Genomic DNA, 20940 nt, shown 5'->3' with positions numbered 1-20940 from the left:
CGCTCGTGCGCACCAATACCCTCACCCATACCCATCATTCGCCCAGCCGTGCCGTCGGGCACCTGCCGGGCCAAAAGGGCCACCGCTCGGTGCGCCGGCAGATCGTGCCGCCGGCGCTGAACATCCCCGACTCGGCGGCGGCCTCGGTCTTCCGGGCCGTCCGGCTGCGCGGCCCCGTCGGCCGCGACGTCATCGCCGGCGTCACCTCGCTGAGCATCGCCACGGTCAACCGTCAGGTCATCGCGCTGCTGGAAGCCGGCCTGCTCCGGGAACGCGCCGACCTGGCCGTCTCCGGCGCCATCGGCCGACCGCGTGTGCCGGTGGAGGTCAACCACGAACCCTTTGTGACCCTGGGCATCCACATCGGTGCCCGGACCACCAGCATCGTGGCCACCGACCTGTTCGGCCGCACGCTCGACACGGTCGAAACCCCGACACCGCGTAACCCGGCCGGGCCCGCGCTGGCGACGCTGGCCGACAGCGCCCGCCGCTACCTGCGGCGCTGGCATCGCCGCCGGCCGCTGTGGGTGGGGGTCGCCATCGGTGGCACCGTCGACGGCGCCACCGGCCAGGTCGACCACCCGCGGCTGGGCTGGCGGCAGGCGCCGGTGGGGCAGGTGCTCGCCGACGCCCTGGGCTTGCCGGTATCGGTGGCCTCGCACGTCGACGCGATGGCCGGAGCCGAGTTGCTCCTGGGCATGCGGCGCTTCCTGCCGAGCTCGCCCACCAGCTTGTACGTCTACGCCCGCGAGACCGTGGGCTACGCGCTGGTGATCGGCGGGCGGGTGCACGTGCCGGCCAGCGGCCCGGGCACCATCGCGACCTTGCCGGCGCAGTCCGAATTGCTCGGCGGCACCGGCCAGCTGGAGTCCACCGTCAGCGACGAGGCCGTCGTGGCCATCGCCCGCCAGCAGCGCATCCTGCCGTTCGCCCCGACCAACCGCGCCAGCGGCTCCGCCGCCGGCATCGCGGATCTTCTGCGGGTCGCCCGAGCCGGCAACCAGCAGGCCAAGGACCTGCTCGCCGAGCGGGGCCGCGTGCTCGGCGAGGCGGTGGCATTGCTGCGCGACATGCTCAACCCCGACGAACTGGTGGTCGGCGGCCAGGCCTTCACCGAGTACCCCGAGGCGATGGAGCAGGTGGAGGCGGCGTTCCTGGAACGCTCCGTCCTCGGGCCCCGCGACATCCGCCTCACCGCCTTCGGCAACCGGGTGCAGGAAGCCGGCGCGGGGACCGTCTCGCTGTCGGGGCTTTACGCCGACCCGCTGGGGGCGATGCGGCGCGCCGGGGCGCTCGATGCCCGGCTGCACGACGTGACTCGCGACGAGTCATCCGCCTGACACGACGGGTGTGTCCAGCGCGCTTGGGCTGGCCGGCGAACCATCCTGTAAAGATGACAGGGTGCGCCACGATGACGTTTTCCGGCTGAACGAACCGCGCCGGGTCGCAGTGTTGGCGGTCCACACCTCACCACTGGCCCAGCCCGGCACCGGCGACGCCGGCGGCATGAACGTCTACGTGCTGCAAACCGCGTTGCACCTGGCGCGCCGCGGCATCGAGGTGGAGATCTTCACGCGGGCGACCGCCTCGGCCGACCCGCCGGTCACGCGGGTGGCGCCCGGCGTGCTGGTGCGCAACGTGGTGGCGGGCCCCTTCGAAGGCCTGGACAAGTACGACCTGCCCACCCAGCTGTGCGCGTTCGCGGCCGGGGTGTTGCGCGCCGAGGCGTCGCACGAGCCGGGCTATTACGACATCGTGCATTCGCACTACTGGCTGTCCGGTCAGGTCGGTTGGCTGGCCCGCGACCGGTGGGCGGTGCCGCTGGTGCACACCGCGCACACGCTGGCCGCGGTCAAGAACGCGGCGCTGGCCGAGGGGGATTCGCCCGAACCGCCGCTGCGCACGGTCGGCGAGCAACAGGTCGTCGACGAGGCGGACCGGTTGATCGTCAACACCGATGACGAAGCCAGGCAACTGATCTCGATTCACCACGCCGACCCGTCCCGGATCGACGTCGTCCATCCCGGGGTGGACCTCGACGTGTTCCGCCCGGGCGATCGCCGGGCCGCCCGGACCGCGCTGGGGCTGCCGCTCGACGAAGACATCGTGGCGTTCGTCGGCCGGATCCAGCCGCTGAAGGCGCCCGACATCGTGTTGCGTGCCGCCGCGAAACTGCCCGGGGTGCGCATCGTGGTGGCCGGCGGGCCCTCGGGCAGCGGTTTGGCCTCCCCGGACGGATTGGTCCGGCTGGCCGACGAACTCGGCATCACCGAGCGCGTCACGTTCCTGCCGCCGCAGTCGCGCCCGAATCTGGCCACTTTGTTCCAGGCGGCCAATCTTGTTGCGGTGCCCAGTTATTCGGAGTCTTTCGGTCTGGTCGCCCTCGAGGCGCAGGCCTGTGGGACGCCGGTGGCCGCGGCCGCGGTCGGCGGACTGCCGGTGGCGGTGCGCGACGGTGTGACCGGCACACTGGTGGCCGGCCACGACGTCGGGCGGTGGGCGGACGCGCTGGGCCGGCTGCTGCGTATGCCTGCGCCGCAAGAAGATGCGATGGGCCGGGCGGCCGCCGCGCACGCGGCCACGTTCTCCTGGGACCACACCACCGACGCGTTGTTGGCCAGCTATCGGCGCGCGATCCGCGAGTACACAACCGAGCGCCGCGGGGTGGGCGCATGAGCCCACCGGTAAGCCAGGTGATCGAGGATGCCCTGCAGGCCAGTGGGCTGAACTACTCGAAACACGCTGGGGCGCATGGCGGTCTGCCCGGTCTGGTGGTGGAACTGCCCGGCGAGCGCAAGCTCAAGACCAACACCATCCTCAGCATCGGCGAGCATTCGGTGCGGGTCGAGGCCTTCGTGTGCCGCAAGCCCGACGAGAATCACGAAGGCGTCTACCGCTTCCTGCTCAAGCGCAACCGCCGCCTCTACGGCGTGGCCTACACGCTCGACAATGTCGGGGACATCTATCTGGTGGGGCGCATGTCGCTGGCTTCGGTGGACGCCGACGAGCTCGACCGGGTGCTCGGGCAGGTGCTCGAAGCGGTGGATTCGGACTTCAATACGTTGCTGGAGTTGGGGTTTCGCTCGTCGATCCAAAAGGAGTGGGAGTGGCGGGTGTCGCGCGGTGAGTCGCTGAAAAACCTCGAGGCGTTCGCCCATTTGATCGACGACGACGATGCAGAGCGCGAAGCGCGATGATGCGGGGGCACCTCCCGCTTGCGGGGGAGAGTCGAGCATCGGGTCACGAAGACGACGAATAGCGTCGTGAGAGACTGACCGGCATGGGTGACACCTCCACGCTGGTACTGCTTCGCCACGGCGAAAGCGAATGGAATTCGCTGAACCTGTTCACCGGTTGGGTCGACGTCGGCCTCACGGACAAGGGCCGGACCGAAGCCGTGCGCAGCGGTGAGCTGCTGATCGAGAACAACCTGTTGCCCGACATCCTCTACACGTCGCTGCTGCGCCGGGCCATCTCCACCGCGCACCTCGCGCTGGACGCCGCCGACCGGCTCTGGATTCCGGTTCGGCGCACCTGGCGGCTCAACGAACGCCATTACGGGGCGCTGCAGGGGCTGGACAAGGCCGAGACGAAGGCCCGCTACGGCGACGAGCAGTTCATGGCCTGGCGGCGCAGCTACGACACGCCGCCCCCGCCCATCGAGAAGGGCAGCACCTACAGCCAGGACACCGATCCTCGCTACGCCGATATCGGCGGGGGCCCGCTCACCGAGTGTCTGGCCGACGTGGTCGTGCGCTTCCTGCCGTATTTCACCGACGTCATCGTCCCGGATCTGCGCAGCGGCAAGACGGTGCTGATCGTGGCCCACGGCAACTCGCTGCGGGCCCTGGTCAAGCATCTCGACCAGGTGTCCGACGACGAGATCGCCGGACTGAACATCCCCACCGGCATCCCGCTGCGCTACGACCTGGACGCCGACCTGCGGCCGGTGGTCCCCGGCGGCACCTATCTGGATCCGGAGGCGGCCGCGGCGGGCGCCGCCGCGGTGGCCAGCCAGGGGCACGGCTGAACTGGGCCTGCCCGCGCCGATCCGCGAAATAAAGGCGATTTAGCCAAACATCGCGTGAACGGGAGCGGAACACCTGTTGCGCAAGGTGTGACTTGTCCGATTTTGGCCTCGTTGCGCTAGGGCAGCGTTCAGGAAGATTTGTAGGATTTGCTATGTGACTGTGTTCTCGGCCCTGTTGCTGGCCGGGGTTTTGTCCGTGCTGGCGCTGGCCGCGGGTGTGCTGGTCGGTACCCGGCTGACGCCGCGGGCGGTGCAGCGCCGCCAGCGGGTCGGCACGGAATGGACCGGGATCACCGTCGCGCAGATGCTGCAACGCATCGTGGCGCTGATGCCGCTGGGCGCGGCGGTGGTCGACGCCCACCGCGATGTCGTCTACCTCAATGAACGGGCCAAGGAGCTGGGCCTGGTGCGCGACCGCCAACTCGATGACCAGGCCTGGGAGGCGGCGCAGCAGGCCCTGACCGGCGTCGACGTCGAATTCGACCTGCAGCCGGCGAAACGGTCGGGTGGCCGGTCGGGGCTCTCGGTGCACGGGCAGGCGCGGTTGCTCAGCGAGGAAGACCGCCGGTTCGCCGTGGTCTTCGCCCACGATCAGTCCGATTACGCGCGGATGGAGGCCACCCGGCGCGACTTCGTGGCCAACGTCAGCCACGAGCTCAAGACCCCGGTGGGTGCCATGGCCCTGCTCGCCGAGGCCCTGCTGGCGTCGTCAGACGACTCCGAGACCGTGCGGCGGTTCGCCGAGAAAGTCCTCGTCGAAGCCAACCGGCTCGGCGACATGGTCGCCGAGCTGATCGAGCTGTCCCGGCTGCAGGGCGCCGAACGGCTGCCCAACGTCATCGAGGTCGACGTCGACAAGGTTGTCAGCGAAGCGATTTCGCGGCACAAGGTGGGGGCCGACAACGCCGACATCGAGGTCCGCACGGACGCGCCCAGCGGTTTGCGGGTGCTGGGCGACGAAACGCTGTTGGTCACCGCCTTGGCCAACCTGGTCTCCAACGCCATCGCGTATTCGCCGCCGGGTTCGCCGGTGTCGATCAGCCGCCGTCGCCGCGGGGAGAACATCGAGATCGCGGTGACCGACCGCGGCATCGGGATCGCCCTGGAAGATCAGGAACGGGTTTTCGAGCGGTTCTTCCGCGGGGACAAGGCCCGCTCGCGCGCCACCGGCGGCAGCGGGTTGGGCCTGGCCATCGTCAAGCACGTTGCGGCCAACCACAACGGCAGCATCGGCGTGTGGAGCAAGCCGGGCACCGGATCGACCTTCACTCTTTCGATCCCGGCGGCCAGTGCGCCTCATCAAGACGATGGTGAATCCGAGCAATCGCAGGGCCGCGACGTGCGGCCCAACCGCTCACAACGAGAGGAAGAACTAAGTCGATGATCCGCGCGTATGACGATGCAGTGGGGGCACCCCCAGCCGCGCAGCGGCGAGGGGGACGCAGCGATGAGGAGGAATCGCGCCAATGACCCGCGCGTATGACGATGCAGAGCGCAGCGATGAGGAGGAATCGCGCCAATGACCCGCGCGTATGACGATGCAGAGCGCAGCGATGAGGAGGAATCGCGCCAATGACCAGTGTGCTGATCGTGGAGGATGAGGAGTCGCTGGCCGATCCGCTGGCGTTCCTGCTCCGCAAGGAAGGCTTCGAGGCCACCGTGGTGACCGACGGTTCGGCCGCGCTCGCCGAGTTCGATCGGGGCGGCGCCGACATCGTGCTGCTCGACCTGATGCTGCCCGGGATGTCCGGCACCGACGTCTGCAAGCAGCTGCGCGCGCGGTCCAGCGTGCCGGTGATCATGGTGACCGCCCGCGACAGTGAAATCGACAAGGTCGTCGGCCTCGAGCTGGGCGCCGATGACTATGTGACCAAGCCGTATTCGGCGCGTGAGTTGATCGCGCGCATCCGCGCGGTGTTGCGCCGCGGTGGTGACGACGATTCCGAGATCAGCGATGGCGTGCTCGAGTCCGGCCCGGTGCGGATGGACGTCGAACGCCACGTGGTCTCGGTCAACGGCGACACGATCACGTTGCCGCTCAAGGAGTTTGACCTTCTCGAGTATCTGATGCGCAACAGTGGCCGGGTGCTGACCCGTGGGCAGTTGATCGACCGGGTGTGGGGCGCCGACTATGTCGGTGACACCAAGACGCTCGACGTCCACGTCAAGCGGCTGCGGTCCAAGATCGAAGCCGACCCGGCCAACCCGGTGCACCTGGTGACCGTGCGCGGGCTGGGCTACAAGCTCGAAGGTTAGCTCGCCGGCGTATGACCGTCGGTGACGAAGACGGTCCGCTCGTCGTCGATGGCGCTCAACGTGATACGTCGATGCATGTCCGCTGTCATCGGTGGAAGGTCATCGATGTCGAACCAGGCGGCGGCGGTGCTCTCGTCGTCGGCCGCAAAGGGCTCCCCGGATAGCCACTCCATCCGGAACACGTGATCCAGGTACTGGGCGTGGTCGCCGTTGGTGTGCACGGTCGGCCGGGTCACGTGTACCCACGCCAATCTCGTGGCCCGCGAGCTGACCCCGGTTTCTTCGCGCACTTCGCGGGCCGCGCAGTCGGCCGGATTCTCGCCGGGCTCCACGATCCCGGTCACGGCCGTCCACGCGCCGTTGTCGGATCGCTTGACCAGCAACACCTTTCGGCCTCGGATCGTGACGGCGGTGATACCCGACAACCACAGCGGCGCATGGCCGACGGCACGGCGAAGCTCGACGATGAATTCCGGAACCGGCGTCATGTCGCGATTCTCTCGTTGATCTCAGGCGCCTCGTCCCCGCGCAGGCCCACTTCGGCGTGTCCGAGCACCGACCAGCGCCGGTGACCGATCTCGACGTGGATTTCCGCGCGTTCGGTGTTGGTGCACACCGCGGTGCCGCCGTCGGGATCGGTGTAGCCCAGGCTCACGCACCGGTCCGGCGGCTGGTCGACGCTGATGCGTACCCGCCGACCCCCGATGCGACCCGCCAGCTGCCAGCCCCACGGGTCGAGCTTGGTCCGCAGCGCCAGCGATGGCAAAACTCTTGCGGGCCAATCCTTTCCGTCGAGCCGAAAGCGCACGAACGCCAGCGGTGCCAGCCTGCGCAGTACCGGCCTGTGCGACACGGCGGTAACCACCTCGAGGACGTCGCCGCCACCGAGTTCGGCGTGGATCCACCCCCAGCGCCTGGCGTTGCCGTGTCCGTAGATGTGGGCGACGGCGCCGCGCCACCCCGCGATGGGCGCGGCGGCGTCGTCGACGGTCAGTGACCCGGTGAAGTCGGCGGTGGGGGCAAGGACGACCTGTGCGCCGGGCAGCAGCTCGCGCTCCCACGTCAGGCGGGGGAAGGTCCACAGCGGAGGACCGGTGTCCGTCCAGGACAGCTCCCACGCCAGCGATCCGGCGCACCCGGCCAGCTGACCCGCGGCCACTCGCACCCCGGCGGCGCTGAACCAGTCGGCGTCTGCCGCGGGCCGCGCCGGCTCGGGACCGAAGCGTTCGGTGCGGGGTGACCCGTCGGGCGGAAATCGGGTAACCCAGCCGTGCGCGTAGGGAGCGCCCCGCACCGGAGCGACCGTCTCGCAATGGATCCACAACCCCGCGCCCGTCCGTGGCTCGGAGAGGGTCGCGTACCACACCTCGAGGCGCCCGGCCTCGCCGCGCCACCGCGGAGCCGCGGCCGATCGCTTTTCGTCCTCCATCGCCTGCTCCCGTGGCCTGCCGGGCACAGCCGGACCGGTGCGGCTACTCGGCGACGCGAGTGGCCGGGTGCACCGCGATGAGCCCTAACTTGCTGCGCCGCTTGCACATTGCGGCCAGCTCCGAGTAGGCCTTGGCGCCCAGCAGCTCGGTGAGCTCGTCGGCCAGGCTTTCCCACACCTGCTTGGCGCCGACGTGGGCGGCCGGGTCGCCGGTGCAGTACCAGTGCAGGTCGGCGCCACCGGAACCCCAACCGCGGCGGTCGTATTCGGTGACCCACGTCTTGAGGATCTCGGTACCGTCGGGCCGGGTCACCCACTCCTGGCTGCGGCGGATCGGCAGCTGCCAACAGACGTCGGGCTTCATGGTCAGCGGCGGCACACCCAGCTTGAGGGCCTTGCTGTGCAGCGCGCAGCCGACGCCGCCCGGAAAACCGGGCCGGTTCAAGAAGATGCAGGCGTCTTTATGCTTGCGGGTGCGGTACTGCGGTTGGCCGTCGTGCTCGTCGAGCTCCAGATAACCCTTGCGGCCCAAGCCTTTTTCGCGGAACTGCCAGTCGGCGTCGGTCAGCTTCTGCACCGCGTCGTCCAGGCGGGCGCGGTCGTCGTCGTCGGACAGGAACGCCCCGTGCGAGCAGCACCCGTCGTCCGGGCGGCCCTCCACCGTGCCGCGGCAGGCCGGAGTGCCGAACACACACGTCCACCGGGAGAGCAGCCAGGTCAGGTCCGCCGCGATCAGGTGTTCCGGGTTGTCGGGGTCGTAGAACTCCACCCATTCGCGGGCGAAATCCAGCTCGACCTCTTGTCCGGGTGCGGGGTGCGAATTCGCCACGCAGTCCACGTTAGACCACGATTCGGGCTATCCGAGCCGCTGACACTCGGGCCCCGTATGGCCGTGATCACGGCGGGTTAACCGGGTCGCGCAAAGCACCGCTGCTGCGGCTTCGTTAGTTTGTTTACGTGCGATTGGGCGTTCTCGACGTGGGCAGCAACACGGTGCATCTGCTGGTGGTCGATGCCCACCGGGGTGGCCACCCGACGCCGATGAGTTCGACGAAAGCCACGCTGCGCCTAGCCGAGGCCACCGACAGCGCCGGCAAGATCACCAAACGCGGTGCCGAAAAGCTGATCTCGACGATCGACGAGTTCGCCAAGATCGCCGACAGTTCGGGCTGCGCGGAGCTGATGGCCTTCGCCACGTCCGCGGTCCGCGACGCCGGCAACTCCGACGACGTGCTGAGCCGGGTGCGCAAGGAGACCGGCGTGGAACTGCGGGTGCTGACCGGCGTGGACGAGTCGCGGCTGACCTTCCTGGCGGTGCGCCGGTGGTACGGGTGGAGCGCGGGCCGCATCATCAACCTCGACATTGGCGGCGGCTCGCTGGAGATGTCTAGCGGCGTGGACGAGGAGCCCGAGGTCGCCTTGTCGCTGCCGCTGGGCGCCGGGCGGCTGACCCGTGAGTGGCTGCCCGACGACCCGCCCGGCCGGCGCCGGGTCGCGATGCTGCGGGACTGGCTCGATGCCGAGCTCGCCGAGGCCAGCGTGAACATCCTCGAGGCGGGTAATCCCGACCTGACGGTGGCGACATCGAAGACCTTTCGGTCGCTGGCGCGACTCACCGGCGCGGCGCCCTCGGGCGCCGGACCGCGGGTCAAGAGGACGCTCACAGCAAACGGCCTCAGGCAACTCATATCTTTCATCTCTAGGATGACGACCGCTGACCGGGCAGAACTGGAAGGAGTGAGCGCCGAGCGGGCCCCGCAGATCGTTGCGGGCGCGCTGGTGGCGGAGGCAAGCATGCGAGCGCTGTCGATCGAATCGGTGGATATTTGCCCGTGGGCATTACGGGAAGGTCTCATCTTGCGCAAACTCGACAGCGAAGCCGACGGATCGGCCCTCATGGAGCCTTCGGTGCGTAATGCTGGAGGTCAGGTAGTTGATCGGAATCAGCACCGATCGAGAGGCGACAAACCATGACCGGACCGCACTCCGAAACCGAGAACCCGGGCACTCGGCCGATCTCGGTGGCCGAATTGCTGGCCAGAAACGGAACCATCGGTGCCCCGGCGGTCACGCGGCGGCGCCGCCGCCGGCGCGGCGACAGCGACTCGGTGACCGTCGCCGAACTGACCGGCGAAATCCCGGTGGTGGGCGATGACGAAGAAGCCGACCACGGCGCCACCGACACGATCGAGGTTGCCGAGCCGGCCCCGACCGAACCCGCCACCCAGGACGTCGTCGCCGAGCCGGTAACCGAAGACGAACTAAACACCCCCTACTGGTCGGAGCCCGAGCCACGCTGGCCCAAGTCACCGCCGCAGCCCAAGCGGGCGCCGGGACCCGAGCGCAGCGAATATCCGCGGCCGTTGCCCGACGCCGGCCGACCCGGCTCGTCCCGCAATGGGACCGGGCAGCCGGGACAGGCCTCCGGGGCCGAGGGCATGAGCCCCGACCCCATGGACCACTACGCCGACGTCCCGGTGGACGTCATGGACTCCGAAGTGCGCGACGCCGAGCCGGCGCTGGAGGACTCCGCGTACGTGCGCTCGTTTTTGCGGTCCGGGGATGCTGAGCTGGACGAGGACGAGGACGCCGGGGGATCACTGGGCGCCGGGGTGCTGGGCGAGGAGCACCTCGATGACGACGGGCACGCGGACGCGCACCTGGATGCCCACCCGGAGCACGGCAGATTCGACGCGCTGTGGCGCGGCGGCGTGGTCGTGTTGCAGTCGATGCTGGCCGTGGCGTTCGGTGGCGGGTTGTTCGTGGCCTTCGACCAGCTGTGGCGGTGGAACAGCCTGGTCGCGCTGGTGCTATCGGTGCTGGTCATCCTGGGCCTGGTGGCCGGGGTGCGGGTGGTGCGCAAGACCGAGGACATCGCCAGCACGTTGATCGCGGTCGCGGTGGGTGCGCTGATCACCCTGGGCCCCTTGGCGCTGTCGTTGCAATCGGGCTAGCGGCAACCTTAGACAGTGCGCCCAGCCATCAAAGTCGGCCTTTCCACGGCTTCGGTGTACCCGCTGCGGGCCGAGGCCGCCTTCGAATACGCGGCCCGGCTCGGCTACGACGGCGTCGAGCTGATGGTGTGGGCCGAGTCGGTCAGCCAGGACGTCGCCGCCGTCAAGACGCTGTCGCGGCGCTACCGCGTCCCGGTGCTGTCCGTGCACGCTCCCTGCCTGCTGATCTCGCAGCGGGTGTGGGGCGCGAACCCGATACCGAAGCTGGATCGCAGTGTGCGCGCCGCCGAACAACTGGGCGCGCAGACCGTGGTCGTGCACCCGCCGTTTCGCTGGCAGCGGCGCTATGCCGAGGGTTTCTCCGAGCAGGTGGCGACGTTGGAAGCCGCCAGCGACGTGCTGGTAGCGGTGGAGAACATGTTCCCGTTCCGGGCGGACCGATTGTTCGGGGCCGGCCAGTCGCTGGAACGGATGCGCAAACGCGGCGGCGGGCCGGGGCCCGCGATTTCGGCGTTCGCGCCCTCCTACGACCCGCTCGACGGCAACCACGCGCATTACACGCTGGATCTGTCCCACACCGCGACCGCGGGAACCGACTCGCTGGACATGGCCCAGCGGATGGGTAGCGGCCTGGTCCACCTGCACCTGTGCGACGGCAACGGTTTGCCCGCCGACGAGCACCTGGTGCCCGGGCGCGGCACCCAACCCACCGCCGAGGTGTGCCAGATGCTGGCCGGCAGCCAATTCGCCGGACACGTCATCCTGGAAGTGTCGACGTCCAGCGCGCGGTCCGCCAACGAGCGCGAGGCCATGCTCGCCGAATCGCTGCAGTTTGCCCGCACGCACCTGCTGCGCTGACCAAGCCAGGAGAACCCAGACACCATGAGTGCGCTATTCACCACCGCGATGACGTTGCGGGAGGTCGGTTCCGGCGTCTTCGAGGGCGAACTCGACAAGCGCTGGACCATCGGCCCCAAGGTCCACGGCGGCGCGATGCTGGCGCTGTGCGCCAACGCCGCCCGCACCGCCTGCGGCGGCCAGTCGGACGGCGTCGAACCGGCCCAGCAGCCGGTCGCGGTGTCGGCGAGCTATCTGTGGGCGCCGGATCCCGGGCAGGTGCAGTTGGTGACGTCGATCCGCAAGCGGGGCCGGCGGATCAGCGTCGTCGACGTCGAGCTGAACCAGGGCGACCGCACCGCGGTGCACGCCGTGGTCAACCTCGGCGAGCCCGAGCACTGGCATCGGGACGGCTCGGAAGGGATAGCCAGGCCGTTGCTGTCGGCCAACCCGGTGGCCGACCTGATGGCGCCCGACCCGCCGGACGACATCGAGCCGATCGGCCCGGGGCATCCGCTGGCCGGCCTCGTGCACCTGGGGGAGGGGTGCGACGTGCGGCCGGTGTTGTCGACCATGCAGCCCCGCACCGACGGCCGTCCGCCGGTGATCCAGATGTGGGCGCGTCCCCGCGGGGTGGCCCCGGACGCGCTGTTTGCCCTCATGTGCGGTGATCTGTCGGCGCCGGTGACCTTCGCGGTGGACCGCACCGGCTGGGCGCCCACGATCCAGCTGACGGCGTTTCTGCGCGGCCTGCCGGCCGACGGCTGGCTGCGCATCATCGCGACCTGCACCGAGATCGGGCACGACTGGTTCGACGAGGACCACACCGTGGTTGACAGCCTGGGCCGCCTGGTGGTGCAGGCCCGCCAGCTGGCATTGGTCCCTGCCGCTGGCTAGCGCGCGGTGTCTGCGATGCTGTCCGGCATGGCAAGAATCGCGATCATCGGTGGCGGCAGCATCGGGGAGGCACTGCTGTCGGGTCTGCTGCGGGCGGGCCGGCAGGTCAAGGACCTGGTGGTGGTCGAGCGGGTTCCGGAGCGCGCCAAGTACCTGGCGGACACGTATTCGGTGCTGATCAGCTCGGTGCCCGACGCGGTCGAGAACGCGTCATTCGTCGTGGTCGCGGTCAAGCCCGCCGACGTCGAGTCGGTGATGGCCGAGATCGCCCGCGCGGTCGGCGCCGCCGAAAGCGACACGGCCGAGCAGGTGTTCGTCACCGTCGCCGCCGGGATCACCATCACCTATTTCGAGTCGAAGCTTCCCGCCGGGACGCCGGTGGTGCGGGCAATGCCCAACGCGGCGGCCTTGGTCGGCGCCGGGGTCACGGCCCTGGCCAAGGGGAGGTTCGTCACCGCGCCCCAACTCGAGGGCGTCTCGGCCCTGTTCGACTCGGTCGGCGGGGTGCTGAGCGTTCCGGAGGGCCAGATGGATGCCGTCACCGCGCTGTCGGGGTCCGGCCCGGCCTATTTTTTCCTGCTGGTCGAGGCCCTGGTCGACGCCGGCGTCGCGGCGGGCCTGAGCCGCGAGGTGGCCGCCGACCTGACCGCCCAGACCATGGCCGGCTCGGCCGCGATGCTGCTGGAACGCATGGACGCCGATCGGCCGGTGGGGCCGGCCGAGGCGCCGGGGCTGCGGGTGGACGCCACGGCAACGCAGCTGCGGGCCACGGTCACGTCGCCCGGCGGCACCACCGCGGCCGCCTTGCGTGAGCTGGAACGAGGGGGCCTGCGAGCGGCGGTCGACGCGGCCGTTCAGGCCGCAAAAATGCGCTCTGAGCAGCTAAGAATTACATCAGAGTAATCCAAGTTTTTTGAACTGATTGTCCCCCACCAGTACCAGTAACCCCATTAGTCCCGCTATTCTCCTCTTGTAAGCACGTGTGGGTGCCAGCGGAGGGGAAGCCGCTGGCATGCGCGTGCCTGACACGATTGGGTTGCGATGACGTCTAGTAACGGGCCATCAGCGCGAGATGCTGCAGGTAAGCCACGGGACGCCAGTTCCGTCGACAGCCAGCAGGGCAGGACGCAGTTTCTCACCGTCGCCGAGGTGGCGGCGTTGATGCGGGTCTCCAAAATGACGGTGTACCGGTTGGTGCATAACGGCGAGCTGCCCGCGGTCCGGGTGGGCCGGTCCTTCCGGGTGCACGCCAAGGCCGTCCACGACATGCTCGAGACGTCGTACTTCGACGCCGGCTGACCTGAAACGGTGCCGCTCCTGGGCGGCATTCAGGCTCCGCCGTCGCGCGGCGATCGGCCAACACCGGTTTGGTGTTCGGTGTGTTCCGCCGGGTAAAGTGTCCGGGTCCAATCTTTGAAGCAGGTCACGGTCAGATAGCGGAGTTCATGGGTTCAGTAATCAAGAAGCGGCGCAAGCGTATGTCGAAGAAGAAGCACCGCAAGCTGCTGCGTCGCACCCGGGTGCAGCGCAGAAAACTCGGCAAGTAACCCCGTCCGCGGCATAGTGCCGCCATCTCGCCTGGCCGCTAGGCTGTTCGGGTGGATCCGTCGAACGGGGAGAACGCCGGGCCGGGCGACACCGCCGGCAACGCGGTGCATTACCCCAAAATCGTGCTGGTCACAGGTGCCTGCCGGTTCCTGGGTGGCTACCTGACGGCCCGGCTCGCGCAGAACCCGATGATCAAAGGGGTCATCGCGGTGGACGCGATAGCCCCGAGCAAGGACATGCTGCGCCGGATGGGGCGCGCCGAGTTCGTCCGCGCCGACATTCGAAATCCCTTCATAGCCAAGGTGATTCGCAATGGCGACGTCGACACGGTGGTGCACGCGGCGGCGGCGTCCTACGCGCCGCGATCCGGCGGCACCGCGGCGTTGAAAGAGATCAACGTGATGGGCGCCATGCAGCTGTTCGCGGCCTGCCAGAAGGCGCCCTCGGTGCGCCGGGTGGTGCTCAAGTCGACGTCCGAGGTGTACGGGTCGAGCGCGCACGATCCGGTGATGTTCACCGAGGACAGCACCAGCCGCCGGCCCTTCCGCGACGGTTTCGCCAAGGACAGCCTCGACATCGAGGCCTACGCGCGCGGATTGGGACGGCGCCGGCCCGATATCGCGGTGACGATCATGCGGTTGGCCAACATGATCGGCCCGGCGATGGACACGACGCTGTCGCGTTATCTGGCCGGCCCTTTGGTGCCAACGATGTTCGGCCGCGACGCGCGATTGCAGCTGCTGCACGAGCAGGACGCGCTGGGTGCGCTGGAGCGTGCGGCGATGGCCGGCAAGGCGGGAACGTTCAACATCGGCGCCGACGGAATCATCATGCTGTCGCAGGCAATCCGCCGGGCCGGCCGGATTCCTTTGCCAGTACCGGGATTCGGCGTTTGGCTATTGGATTCCTTGCGGCGCGCAAATCATTACAACGAGATCAGTCGCGACCAGTTTGATTACTTGAGTTACGGCCGCGTCATGGATACCAGCCGAATGCGCTCAGAACTCGGCTTCCAGCCGAAATGGACGACGGCAGAAGCGTTTGACGACTACGTTCGCGGCCGAAGCCTGACTCCCATTATCGACCCGCATCGGGTACGCTCCTGGGAAGGTCGCGCCATATCCCTGGCCCAGCGCTGGGGTAGCCGAAATCCAATTCCGTGGGGTGGGGTCAGGTAGGTATCGTGGCGGGTGAAACCAGAGCGAATGTTATTCCGCTGCAAACTAATCGGGGTCGGGTAGCGGCGCGTCGGAGAGCCGATCAACGAGCCGAGTCAACTCGCCAACACCCTTCGTTACTTTCGGATCCGAATGGCCGCGCGTCGGCGGAGCAGATTGCCGCGGTGGTTCGCGAAATCGACGAACACCGCCGCGCCGCCGGTGCCTCGTCCGCCGACGCCCCGCTGAATGATCTGGCGCAGCGCGTCGCCGCCGTTGCCGGATTCCTGCGTCAGCGAATCACCGGGGACTACAGCGTCGACGAGTTCGGCTTCGACCCACACTTCAACAGCGCGATCGTGCTGCCGGTGCTGCGGCTGTTCTTCCGGAACTGGTTCCGGGTCGAGGTGAGCGGCATCGAGAACCTGCCGGCCGACGGCGCCGCACTGGTGGTCGCCAACCACGCCGGCGTGCTGCCGTTCGACGGGTTGATGCTGTCCGTGGCCGTGCACGACGAGCACCCAGCGCACCGCGAGCTGCGCCTGCTTGCCGCCGACATGGTGTTCGACCTGCCCGTCGTGGGCGAGGCGGCCCGCAAGGCCGGCCACACCATGGCCTGCACGACGGACGCGCACCGGTTGCTCGCCGCCGGCGAGCTGACTGCCGTCTTCCCGGAGGGCTACAAGGGGCTGGGCAAGCGCTTCGAGGACCGCTACCGGCTGCAGCGGTTCGGCCGCGGCGGGTTCGTCACGGCGGCGCTGCGGACCAAGGCGCCGATCATCCCCTGCTCGATCATCGGGTCTGAGGAGATCTACCCGATGCTCACCGACGTCAAGCTGCTGGCACGGCTGTTCGGGCTGCCGTATTTCCCGATCACCCCGCTGTTCCCGCTGGCAGGGCCGGTCGGCCTGGTGCCGCTGCCGTCGAAATGGCACATCACGTTCGGTGAACCGATCTACACCGACGACTACGCCGCCTCCGACGCCGACGACCCGATGGTCACCTTCGAGCTGACCGACCAGGTGCGCGAGACCATCCAGCAGACGCTGTACCGGCTGCTCGCCGGGCGTCGCAACATCTTCTTCGGCTGAGCCGCGCAAAAGGAAACGCCATCGCGGAACTCCGCGATGGCGTTGACCTTTGAGAGCCGACTACTTGACCAGGGTGAACTGGCAGACGTTGGTGTAGCCGTCCCGGAACAGGTCCGAGCAGCCCCGCAAGTACTTCAGGTAGATGTCGTAGGTCTCCTGCCCCTTCAGGGCGATCGCCTCCTCCTTGTGCGCCTCGAGGGCGTCCGCCCAAGCCGTCAGCGTCGGAACGTAGTTCTTGCCGATGAAGTGATGGCGCTCGATCTTGAAACCCGCGTCCGTCGAGTACTTGTCGACCAAATCGACCTGGGGCAGCTTCCCGCCCGGGTAAATCTCCTTGAGGATGAAACTGATGAATCGCAGCAGGGTCATGTTCACCTGCAAGCCCAGCTTCTTGCCCTCCTCGGCGTTCGGCACCACGATGCTGTGCAGCAGCATCCGGCCGTCGTCGGGCAGCAGGTCGTAGTACTTCTTGAAGAAGGTGGCGTAGCGCTCGTACCCGGCGTCACCCGCGCCGTCGGCGAAGTGCTCGAACGCCCCCAGCGACACGATGCGGTCGATCGGAACGTCGCCCGGGAACTCCTCCCAGCCCTGGATCCGGACCTCTTTGCGGCGGGGGCTGTCCATCTTGTCGAACTCGGCCACACAGTGGGCGTACTGGTTCTCGCTCAGCGTCAGTCCGATGACGTTGACGTCGTACTCGGCCACCGCGTGCCGCATCGTCGAACCCCAGCCGCTGCCGATGTCCAGCAGTGTCATGCCGGGCTCGAGGTTGAGCTTGTCCAGCGCCAGCTTGCGCTTTGCGTACTGCGCCTCTTCCAGCGTCTTGGTCAGGTTCTGCGGGTCAGGATTCTCGTCGAAGTAGCCACAGCTGTAGGTCATCGACGGGTCCAGCCACAGCTTGAAGAATTCGTTTGACTTGTCGTAGTGGGATCGGACCGCTTCGACCGGCGGTTTGAGTTGCGTGCTTCCCGTTTCCCCCTGAGCAGTCATTTACAACGCCCCTAACTTTCCTGCGGATATGGATGCCACTGCCGCGGCGGTAGCCTCAACGTCCTCCTGGTTTGAGGACTCTCCCAACATCGTGACGACACTCGTGACGATCGGCTTTCCATCGGCGTCGGTCACTTCGCTCCGGATCTCCGCAAGCACGGTGCCGTGGGACTCAATCACCGAGTCGAGGTAAGTGTCGAAGTACAGCCTATCGTGAGCCAGGATCGGCCGGTGGAACTTGAACTTCTGGTCGCGGTGAATGACCCGAGCGATGTTGATCGGAATGCTGAACTTGGTGAAGATCTCCAGCTGTACACGGCGCCCGGCGATCGCGAGGAACGTCAGCGGCGCCACCATGTCGGGGTACCCAGCGTTGGCGGATTCACTCTCGTCGAAGTGCGCGGGGTGGTCATCCTTGATCGCCAGGGCGAACTCACGGATTTTCTCTCGGCCGACCTCGAAGTAATCCGGCGCGCGGTAATGGCTGCCGATGAGTCCTTCGGCTTCCTTGGGGGTCGTCATGGCGCTATGCCCTCCGTCAATTGTGTCTGCGCGGCGCAGCCTATCAGCGTGATTGCCGCCGAGAGGCCAGCGCGGCCAGCGCACCACCGGCTGCGCCCAGCGCCAACGCCGACGGCACCCCGATCCGGGCCGCCTTGCGGGCGGTGCGGAAATCGCGGATCTCCCAGCCGCGCTCCCGGGCCAGGGCACGCAGTCGGGCGTCGGGATTGATGGCGACGGCCGTGCCCACCAGCGACAGCATGGGCACGTCGTTGTAGCTGTCCGAGTAGGCGGTGCAGCGTTTCAGGTTGAGCCCCTCGCGAATCGCCAGCGACCGCACCGCGTGCGCCTTGCCGGTGCCGTGCAGGATGTCGCCGACCAGCCTGCCGGTGAAGACGCCGTCGACCGATTCCGCGACCGTGCCCAGCGCGCCGGTCAGGCCGAGCCGTCGCGCGATGGTCGCCGCGAGCTCGTAGGGCGTCGCGGTGATCAGCCACACCTGCTGGCCGGCGTCCAGGTGCATCTGGGTGAGCTCGCGGGTGCCGGGCCAGATCTTGTCGGCGATGATCTCGTCGTAGATCTCCTCGCCGAGGGCGACCAGCTGTTCGACCGACCGACCCTCGATGAAGGCGAGCGCCTTGCGCCGGCCGGCGGCGACATCGTTGCTGTTTTCTGTTCCGAGGATCTGAAACTTGGCCTGCGCGTAGATGAAACCGACGACATCGCGGTAGGTGAAGTAGTTGCGCGTGGCCAGACCGCGCCCGAAGTGCACGGCCGACGAGCCCTGCACGAGCGTGTTGTCCACGTCGAAGAAGGCGGCCGCGGTCAGGTCGATCGGCGGCTGAGGGCGGTCGTCGGAGGCGGCGGCTTCTTGCATGCCCTCGATCGCGCGGGCGGCGCTGGCGTCCGCGGCCAGCGTTTCCGGGTCAACGTAACCGGTGTGGTCTGCGTTGACCGGGTCAGAGGAAGTCATCGCCAAACCTCCTAGATCGCTGTGGTGCCTGGCGACCCAGCGGGTGCCCGATCCCCAACCCTAACGGGCAGATGGGGTGCGGGCGTTGACGTGTCCGCGAGCGTTGGCGGCATCACGCGATTTCGAACTTCGTGACTGGACGGCGTCGTTCGACCTGGCTCCACAGTCAACGCTTCTCCGCTAGGCGCTGCAGCCGTATTGGCTGAATCGATGATGCTTGGCCGGGATCTATGCGCAATCGCGGTTGCCTTATTGCGCACGCTGGAAATATCGAAGCCAATTCGTACGCGCGAGATCGAATATACGGTCCTTACTTGCACTATCGCGAAGTATTGAAACGAGCTTAAGTTTTCTTGTTGGGATCGTACTCAGTGCCAGAGATGTCATCCCAGAATTTCGGTGAAACATTTGTTTTGCGGTCTTCTGGCGCGACAGCGTCGACTTTGGCCTGAAACTCCGCGAAGCCTTGCCTTGCACGCGCTAATTCTTCCTCTGTTGGCGCGGTAACACCAGCTTCTTCCGGCGTCGAAAAAGTCTTACCGGCAATCTTTTTGCTCATTTGGAACTCCCATAATGATCGTAAGGTGCGGAAACTGGTCAGCGTTCGATCATCTCGATGATCGTCCTACCACCTGCCTGAGGATTAACTACCTTGCTTACGACATAGAATCTTGATCCGGCCGGGAGTGTCGGTGCGGTTCGAGCACATCGGCCGCAGGCTTGTGCCTTAGACTACCAATTCCTTCGTACATCGGGAGTTTCTTTGCGATTTGTGCAGCGCGTCAACGCGGGCCTGTCGCGATGCGTCCAAAGTTCCTCCCCTACCGCCTAATCTCCTTGGACATCGATTGTGAACCAGTCCGCCGGAATTCCGTCGCGAAGGGCGGAATCAAGTTCTTCGAAGCCTCGAACTATGACATGAGAACCTGCGGGAGCGTCGGTCTCGCCCATCCACCCCCGATCTACAGGTTCTTGATCCACTCTCAAACTAACTCGTCCGGGATAATTCACCGGGTCCGGTCTAGTCAAAGTTACCCTGGGATTCAACCCTTCTTGATACCAGCGGTAAGCGGGGCTATCGGTGTATCGACCAGGCCGAGCGGCTTGGCTTATCAGAAACAAGAGGTATTTTTCAGCATCTTCGAAACGTCTGAACATCCAGTATGTTTCTCGCGAACCGCGTTCCTGGGAGTCGATGAAAAAGCCATCGTCTTCGCACACCAAGTAAAAAGAAACATCGGCGTCATCAATGAGGGCTAGTTCGTGCCTGGCAGTCATTTCGGGTGGGCGGCGGCCCCAAAAGACTTGCTCGGGAGTCTCTCCGAGCTTCGGCTGACGCTGAATCTCGCCAGGTAGCCGGTTGCGGCCGCGAAGGTAAATCCCCTGCCAGACGTACCAGGACTTAACAATGCGATGGAGGAACGCGGGAAAGGGGGTGAGGTCGGGATGGTAGTCGGTCATATGACTCCTCATGCTATTAAGGCGGATTAAGGAAATGTCTGTCAATTAAGGCCTGAACACTGGGCCGTACACCTTTAGGCGCCAGTAGGAGGAATTGCGGTTCACCGCCGGGCTGACCGAACCAAGGTGCCGCTCTGGAAAACTCTATTTTCCACCCCGGAGGAAGGCCGGCCGACGCGTCAACTTTGTAGGCGTTATACGGTTCATCAAGACTAGTGTGGGGAAGGGAACGCCCTGCAAATGGCGTGCCTTCAAAAGCGAGCCATCTTCCGCGTGCGCTGCCGATGCGGTCTAGCCATTGGCCGTCCAACGACTTAATATCGTCAGCCGTATAAACTCGCACTGTGCCCGGAATGGCGTAGGGCTTAGCGGGGTCGTCCATATCCGGATACCTGAGTTGCCCGTTTTCGTCTTCGAAGAGCTCGCGGTATCGCTCCTCGGAGAGCTCGCCGAATTCTTCTGCGTCAGGAAAAACGTCCCTCGCCTTACGCTGGCCGTTATGGCCGCCGTCGCTGTGGTGGTGGTCACCGGATGTATCACTGTCATCACCGTGGTGGGGGTCGTGTGGCCCGTTGCCGTCGCCGGGCGGGTGGGACCCTCCGTCGCCGGGTGGGTGTGGCCCTCCGCCGTCGCCTGGCGGATGCGGACCCCCGTCGCCGGGCGAGTGGGGACCCCCGCCAGGCGGCCCTCCGGGATGGGCCGGGGGTTCACCGCCATGCGGCACCTCACCCAAGCCGGGAGGGATTTCGCCGGGGGGTCCACCACCCATCGGGACCGACGCCGGTGTCGGTGCCGCGGGCCAGGCCGAGCAGGCCG

23 protein-coding genes and 1 pseudogene are annotated in these 20940 nt (G+C 67.1%); 15 read left to right on the top strand and 9 right to left on the bottom strand.

What is annotated here, in order from left to right; translation table 11 throughout:
- Positions 1–62 precede the first annotated feature (62 nt).
- The 6 genes and pseudogenes from DQP58_RS09005 (at position 63) to regX (ending at position 6286) form a co-directional block, all read left to right on the top strand.
- Positions 63–1340 (top strand): ROK family protein, encoded by a 1278-nt coding sequence (locus DQP58_RS09005; protein ID WP_205869383.1) that lies wholly within the window; start codon positions 63–65, stop codon positions 1338–1340.
- 61 nt (positions 1341–1401) lie between these two features.
- On the top strand, positions 1402–2676 hold the full coding sequence (mshA, locus tag DQP58_RS09000; protein ID WP_112708073.1) for a D-inositol-3-phosphate glycosyltransferase: 1275 nt from the start codon (positions 1402–1404) through the stop codon (positions 2674–2676).
- Positions 2673–3267: pseudogene (locus DQP58_RS08995) on the top strand (YbjN domain-containing protein). The gene mshA and the pseudogene DQP58_RS08995 overlap by 4 nt, the downstream one beginning before the upstream one ends.
- A 13-nt stretch (positions 3268–3280) precedes the next feature.
- Complete coding sequence (locus DQP58_RS08990; RefSeq protein ID WP_112708071.1) at positions 3281–4030, top strand: phosphoglyceromutase; 750 nt, start codon at positions 3281–3283, stop codon at positions 4028–4030.
- A 154-nt stretch (positions 4031–4184) separates the two neighbouring features.
- Entirely contained in the window at positions 4185–5414 is a 1230-nt protein-coding gene (locus DQP58_RS08985; protein ID WP_112708070.1) for a sensor histidine kinase, read from the top strand.
- Positions 5415–5602: 188 nt separating this feature from the next.
- On the top strand, positions 5603–6286 hold the full coding sequence (regX, locus tag DQP58_RS08975) for a two-component sensory transduction protein RegX (RefSeq protein WP_007768263.1): 684 nt from the start codon (positions 5603–5605) through the stop codon (positions 6284–6286).
- Here the strand turns inward: regX and DQP58_RS08970 are convergent.
- Genes DQP58_RS08970 through DQP58_RS08960 form a run of 3 tightly spaced genes read right to left on the bottom strand, consistent with a single transcriptional unit; the run spans position 6283 to position 8553 of the window.
- Positions 6283–6774, bottom strand: a complete 492-nt coding sequence (locus DQP58_RS08970) for an NUDIX hydrolase (RefSeq protein WP_112708069.1) — start codon at positions 6772–6774, stop codon at positions 6283–6285. The two genes, regX and DQP58_RS08970, sit on opposite strands and share 4 nt — an antisense overlap.
- Positions 6771–7715 (bottom strand): hypothetical protein, encoded by a 945-nt coding sequence (locus tag DQP58_RS08965; RefSeq protein ID WP_112708068.1) that lies wholly within the window; start codon positions 7713–7715, stop codon positions 6771–6773. The genes DQP58_RS08970 and DQP58_RS08965 overlap by 4 nt, the downstream gene beginning before the upstream one ends.
- Before the next feature lie 43 nt (positions 7716–7758).
- Complete coding sequence (locus DQP58_RS08960) at positions 7759–8553, bottom strand: hypothetical protein (RefSeq protein ID WP_112708067.1); 795 nt, start codon at positions 8551–8553, stop codon at positions 7759–7761.
- 119 nt (positions 8554–8672) lie between these two features.
- On the opposite strand from DQP58_RS08960, the gene DQP58_RS08955 reads away from it, so the two are divergent.
- The 9 genes from DQP58_RS08955 (at position 8673) to DQP58_RS08915 (ending at position 16199) form a co-directional block, all read left to right on the top strand.
- Positions 8673–9689: a Ppx/GppA phosphatase family protein gene (locus DQP58_RS08955; RefSeq protein WP_205869380.1), complete on the top strand. Its 1017-nt coding sequence runs from the start codon at positions 8673–8675 to the stop codon at positions 9687–9689.
- Positions 9686–10669, top strand: coding sequence for a hypothetical protein (locus tag DQP58_RS08950; RefSeq protein WP_112708066.1), 984 nt, complete (start codon positions 9686–9688; stop codon positions 10667–10669). The genes DQP58_RS08955 and DQP58_RS08950 overlap by 4 nt, the downstream gene beginning before the upstream one ends.
- Before the next feature lie 15 nt (positions 10670–10684).
- Complete coding sequence (locus DQP58_RS08945) at positions 10685–11527, top strand: sugar phosphate isomerase/epimerase family protein (RefSeq protein ID WP_112708065.1); 843 nt, start codon at positions 10685–10687, stop codon at positions 11525–11527.
- Between the two features lie 24 nt (positions 11528–11551).
- On the top strand, positions 11552–12403 hold the full coding sequence (locus DQP58_RS08940; RefSeq protein ID WP_112708064.1) for a thioesterase family protein: 852 nt from the start codon (positions 11552–11554) through the stop codon (positions 12401–12403).
- Between the two features lie 27 nt (positions 12404–12430).
- Positions 12431–13306 carry a pyrroline-5-carboxylate reductase gene (proC, locus tag DQP58_RS08935; RefSeq protein ID WP_205869379.1) on the top strand — a complete coding sequence of 292 codons (876 nt, stop codon included), beginning with the start codon at positions 12431–12433 and terminating at the stop codon, positions 13304–13306.
- 138 nt (positions 13307–13444) lie between these two features.
- On the top strand, positions 13445–13702 hold the full coding sequence (locus DQP58_RS08930) for a cell division/environmental response transcriptional regulator (protein WP_040629292.1): 258 nt from the start codon (positions 13445–13447) through the stop codon (positions 13700–13702).
- Between the two features lie 146 nt (positions 13703–13848).
- Positions 13849–13950, top strand: coding sequence for a 30S ribosomal protein bS22 (locus DQP58_RS08925; RefSeq protein ID WP_003402602.1), 102 nt, complete (start codon positions 13849–13851; stop codon positions 13948–13950).
- Between the two features lie 51 nt (positions 13951–14001).
- Positions 14002–15129 carry an SDR family oxidoreductase gene (locus tag DQP58_RS08920; protein ID WP_112708062.1) on the top strand — a complete coding sequence of 376 codons (1128 nt, stop codon included), beginning with the start codon at positions 14002–14004 and terminating at the stop codon, positions 15127–15129.
- Positions 15111–16199, top strand: coding sequence for a lysophospholipid acyltransferase family protein (locus DQP58_RS08915; RefSeq protein ID WP_205869378.1), 1089 nt, complete (start codon positions 15111–15113; stop codon positions 16197–16199). Before DQP58_RS08920 ends, DQP58_RS08915 begins: the two co-directional genes overlap by 19 nt.
- 60 nt (positions 16200–16259) lie before the next feature.
- Here DQP58_RS08915 and DQP58_RS08910 read toward each other — a convergent pair whose 3' ends face one another.
- The 6 genes from DQP58_RS08910 to DQP58_RS27085 form a co-directional block, all read right to left on the bottom strand.
- Positions 16260–17189 (bottom strand): cyclopropane mycolic acid synthase family methyltransferase, encoded by a 930-nt coding sequence (locus DQP58_RS08910; protein ID WP_066859614.1) that lies wholly within the window; start codon positions 17187–17189, stop codon positions 16260–16262.
- Positions 17190–17711, bottom strand: coding sequence for an FAS1-like dehydratase domain-containing protein (locus DQP58_RS08905; protein WP_066859616.1), 522 nt, complete (start codon positions 17709–17711; stop codon positions 17190–17192).
- Between the two features lie 43 nt (positions 17712–17754).
- The gene (locus tag DQP58_RS08900; RefSeq protein ID WP_112708060.1) at positions 17755–18663 is read right to left on the bottom strand and encodes an HAD family hydrolase; all 909 of its coding nucleotides are present in this window, start codon (positions 18661–18663) and stop codon (positions 17755–17757) included.
- A 343-nt stretch (positions 18664–19006) separates the two neighbouring features.
- On the bottom strand, positions 19007–19222 hold the full coding sequence (locus tag DQP58_RS08895) for a hypothetical protein (protein ID WP_112708059.1): 216 nt from the start codon (positions 19220–19222) through the stop codon (positions 19007–19009).
- Positions 19223–19491: 269 nt separating this feature from the next.
- Complete coding sequence (locus DQP58_RS26595; RefSeq protein ID WP_133259352.1) at positions 19492–20124, bottom strand: hypothetical protein; 633 nt, start codon at positions 20122–20124, stop codon at positions 19492–19494.
- Positions 20125–20140: 16 nt separating this feature from the next.
- Positions 20141–20506, bottom strand: coding sequence for a TNT domain-containing protein (locus DQP58_RS27085; RefSeq protein WP_240629683.1), 366 nt, complete (start codon positions 20504–20506; stop codon positions 20141–20143).
- Between the last annotated feature and the right edge of the window lie 434 nt (positions 20507–20940).

The organism is Mycobacterium colombiense, from assembly GCF_003284975.1.
Classification (GTDB): Bacteria; Actinomycetota; Actinomycetes; order Mycobacteriales; family Mycobacteriaceae; genus Mycobacterium; species Mycobacterium europaeum_A.
The sequence above is the reverse complement of the archived record's forward strand: the minus strand, read 5'-3'. Positions and strand labels throughout refer to the sequence as shown.

Excerpts from the sequence above, each read along its gene's own strand:
- DQP58_RS08950 (WP_112708066.1), top strand. The coding sequence starts at position 9,686 with ATGACCGGACCGCACTCCGAAACCGAGAACCCGGGCACTCGGCCGATC.
- DQP58_RS08930 (WP_040629292.1), top strand. The coding sequence starts at position 13,445 with ATGACGTCTAGTAACGGGCCATCAGCGCGAGATGCTGCAGGTAAGCCA.
- DQP58_RS26595 (WP_133259352.1), bottom strand. The coding sequence starts at position 20,124 with ATGACCGACTACCATCCCGACCTCACCCCCTTTCCCGCGTTCCTCCAT.
- DQP58_RS08970 (WP_112708069.1), bottom strand. The coding sequence starts at position 6,774 with ATGACGCCGGTTCCGGAATTCATCGTCGAGCTTCGCCGTGCCGTCGGC.
- DQP58_RS08990 (WP_112708071.1), top strand. The coding sequence starts at position 3,281 with ATGGGTGACACCTCCACGCTGGTACTGCTTCGCCACGGCGAAAGCGAA.
- proC (WP_205869379.1), top strand. The coding sequence starts at position 12,431 with ATGGCAAGAATCGCGATCATCGGTGGCGGCAGCATCGGGGAGGCACTG.
- DQP58_RS08900 (WP_112708060.1), bottom strand. The coding sequence starts at position 18,663 with ATGACTTCCTCTGACCCGGTCAACGCAGACCACACCGGTTACGTTGAC.
- DQP58_RS08905 (WP_066859616.1), bottom strand. The coding sequence starts at position 17,711 with ATGACGACCCCCAAGGAAGCCGAAGGACTCATCGGCAGCCATTACCGC.
- DQP58_RS08940 (WP_112708064.1), top strand. The coding sequence starts at position 11,552 with ATGAGTGCGCTATTCACCACCGCGATGACGTTGCGGGAGGTCGGTTCC.
- DQP58_RS08895 (WP_112708059.1), bottom strand. The coding sequence starts at position 19,222 with ATGAGCAAAAAGATTGCCGGTAAGACTTTTTCGACGCCGGAAGAAGCT.
- regX (WP_007768263.1), top strand. The coding sequence starts at position 5,603 with ATGACCAGTGTGCTGATCGTGGAGGATGAGGAGTCGCTGGCCGATCCG.
- DQP58_RS08965 (WP_112708068.1), bottom strand. The coding sequence starts at position 7,715 with ATGGAGGACGAAAAGCGATCGGCCGCGGCTCCGCGGTGGCGCGGCGAG.
- DQP58_RS08925 (WP_003402602.1), top strand. The coding sequence starts at position 13,849 with ATGGGTTCAGTAATCAAGAAGCGGCGCAAGCGTATGTCGAAGAAGAAG.
- DQP58_RS08910 (WP_066859614.1), bottom strand. The coding sequence starts at position 17,189 with ATGACTGCTCAGGGGGAAACGGGAAGCACGCAACTCAAACCGCCGGTC.
- DQP58_RS27085 (WP_240629683.1), bottom strand. The coding sequence starts at position 20,506 with ATGGACGACCCCGCTAAGCCCTACGCCATTCCGGGCACAGTGCGAGTT.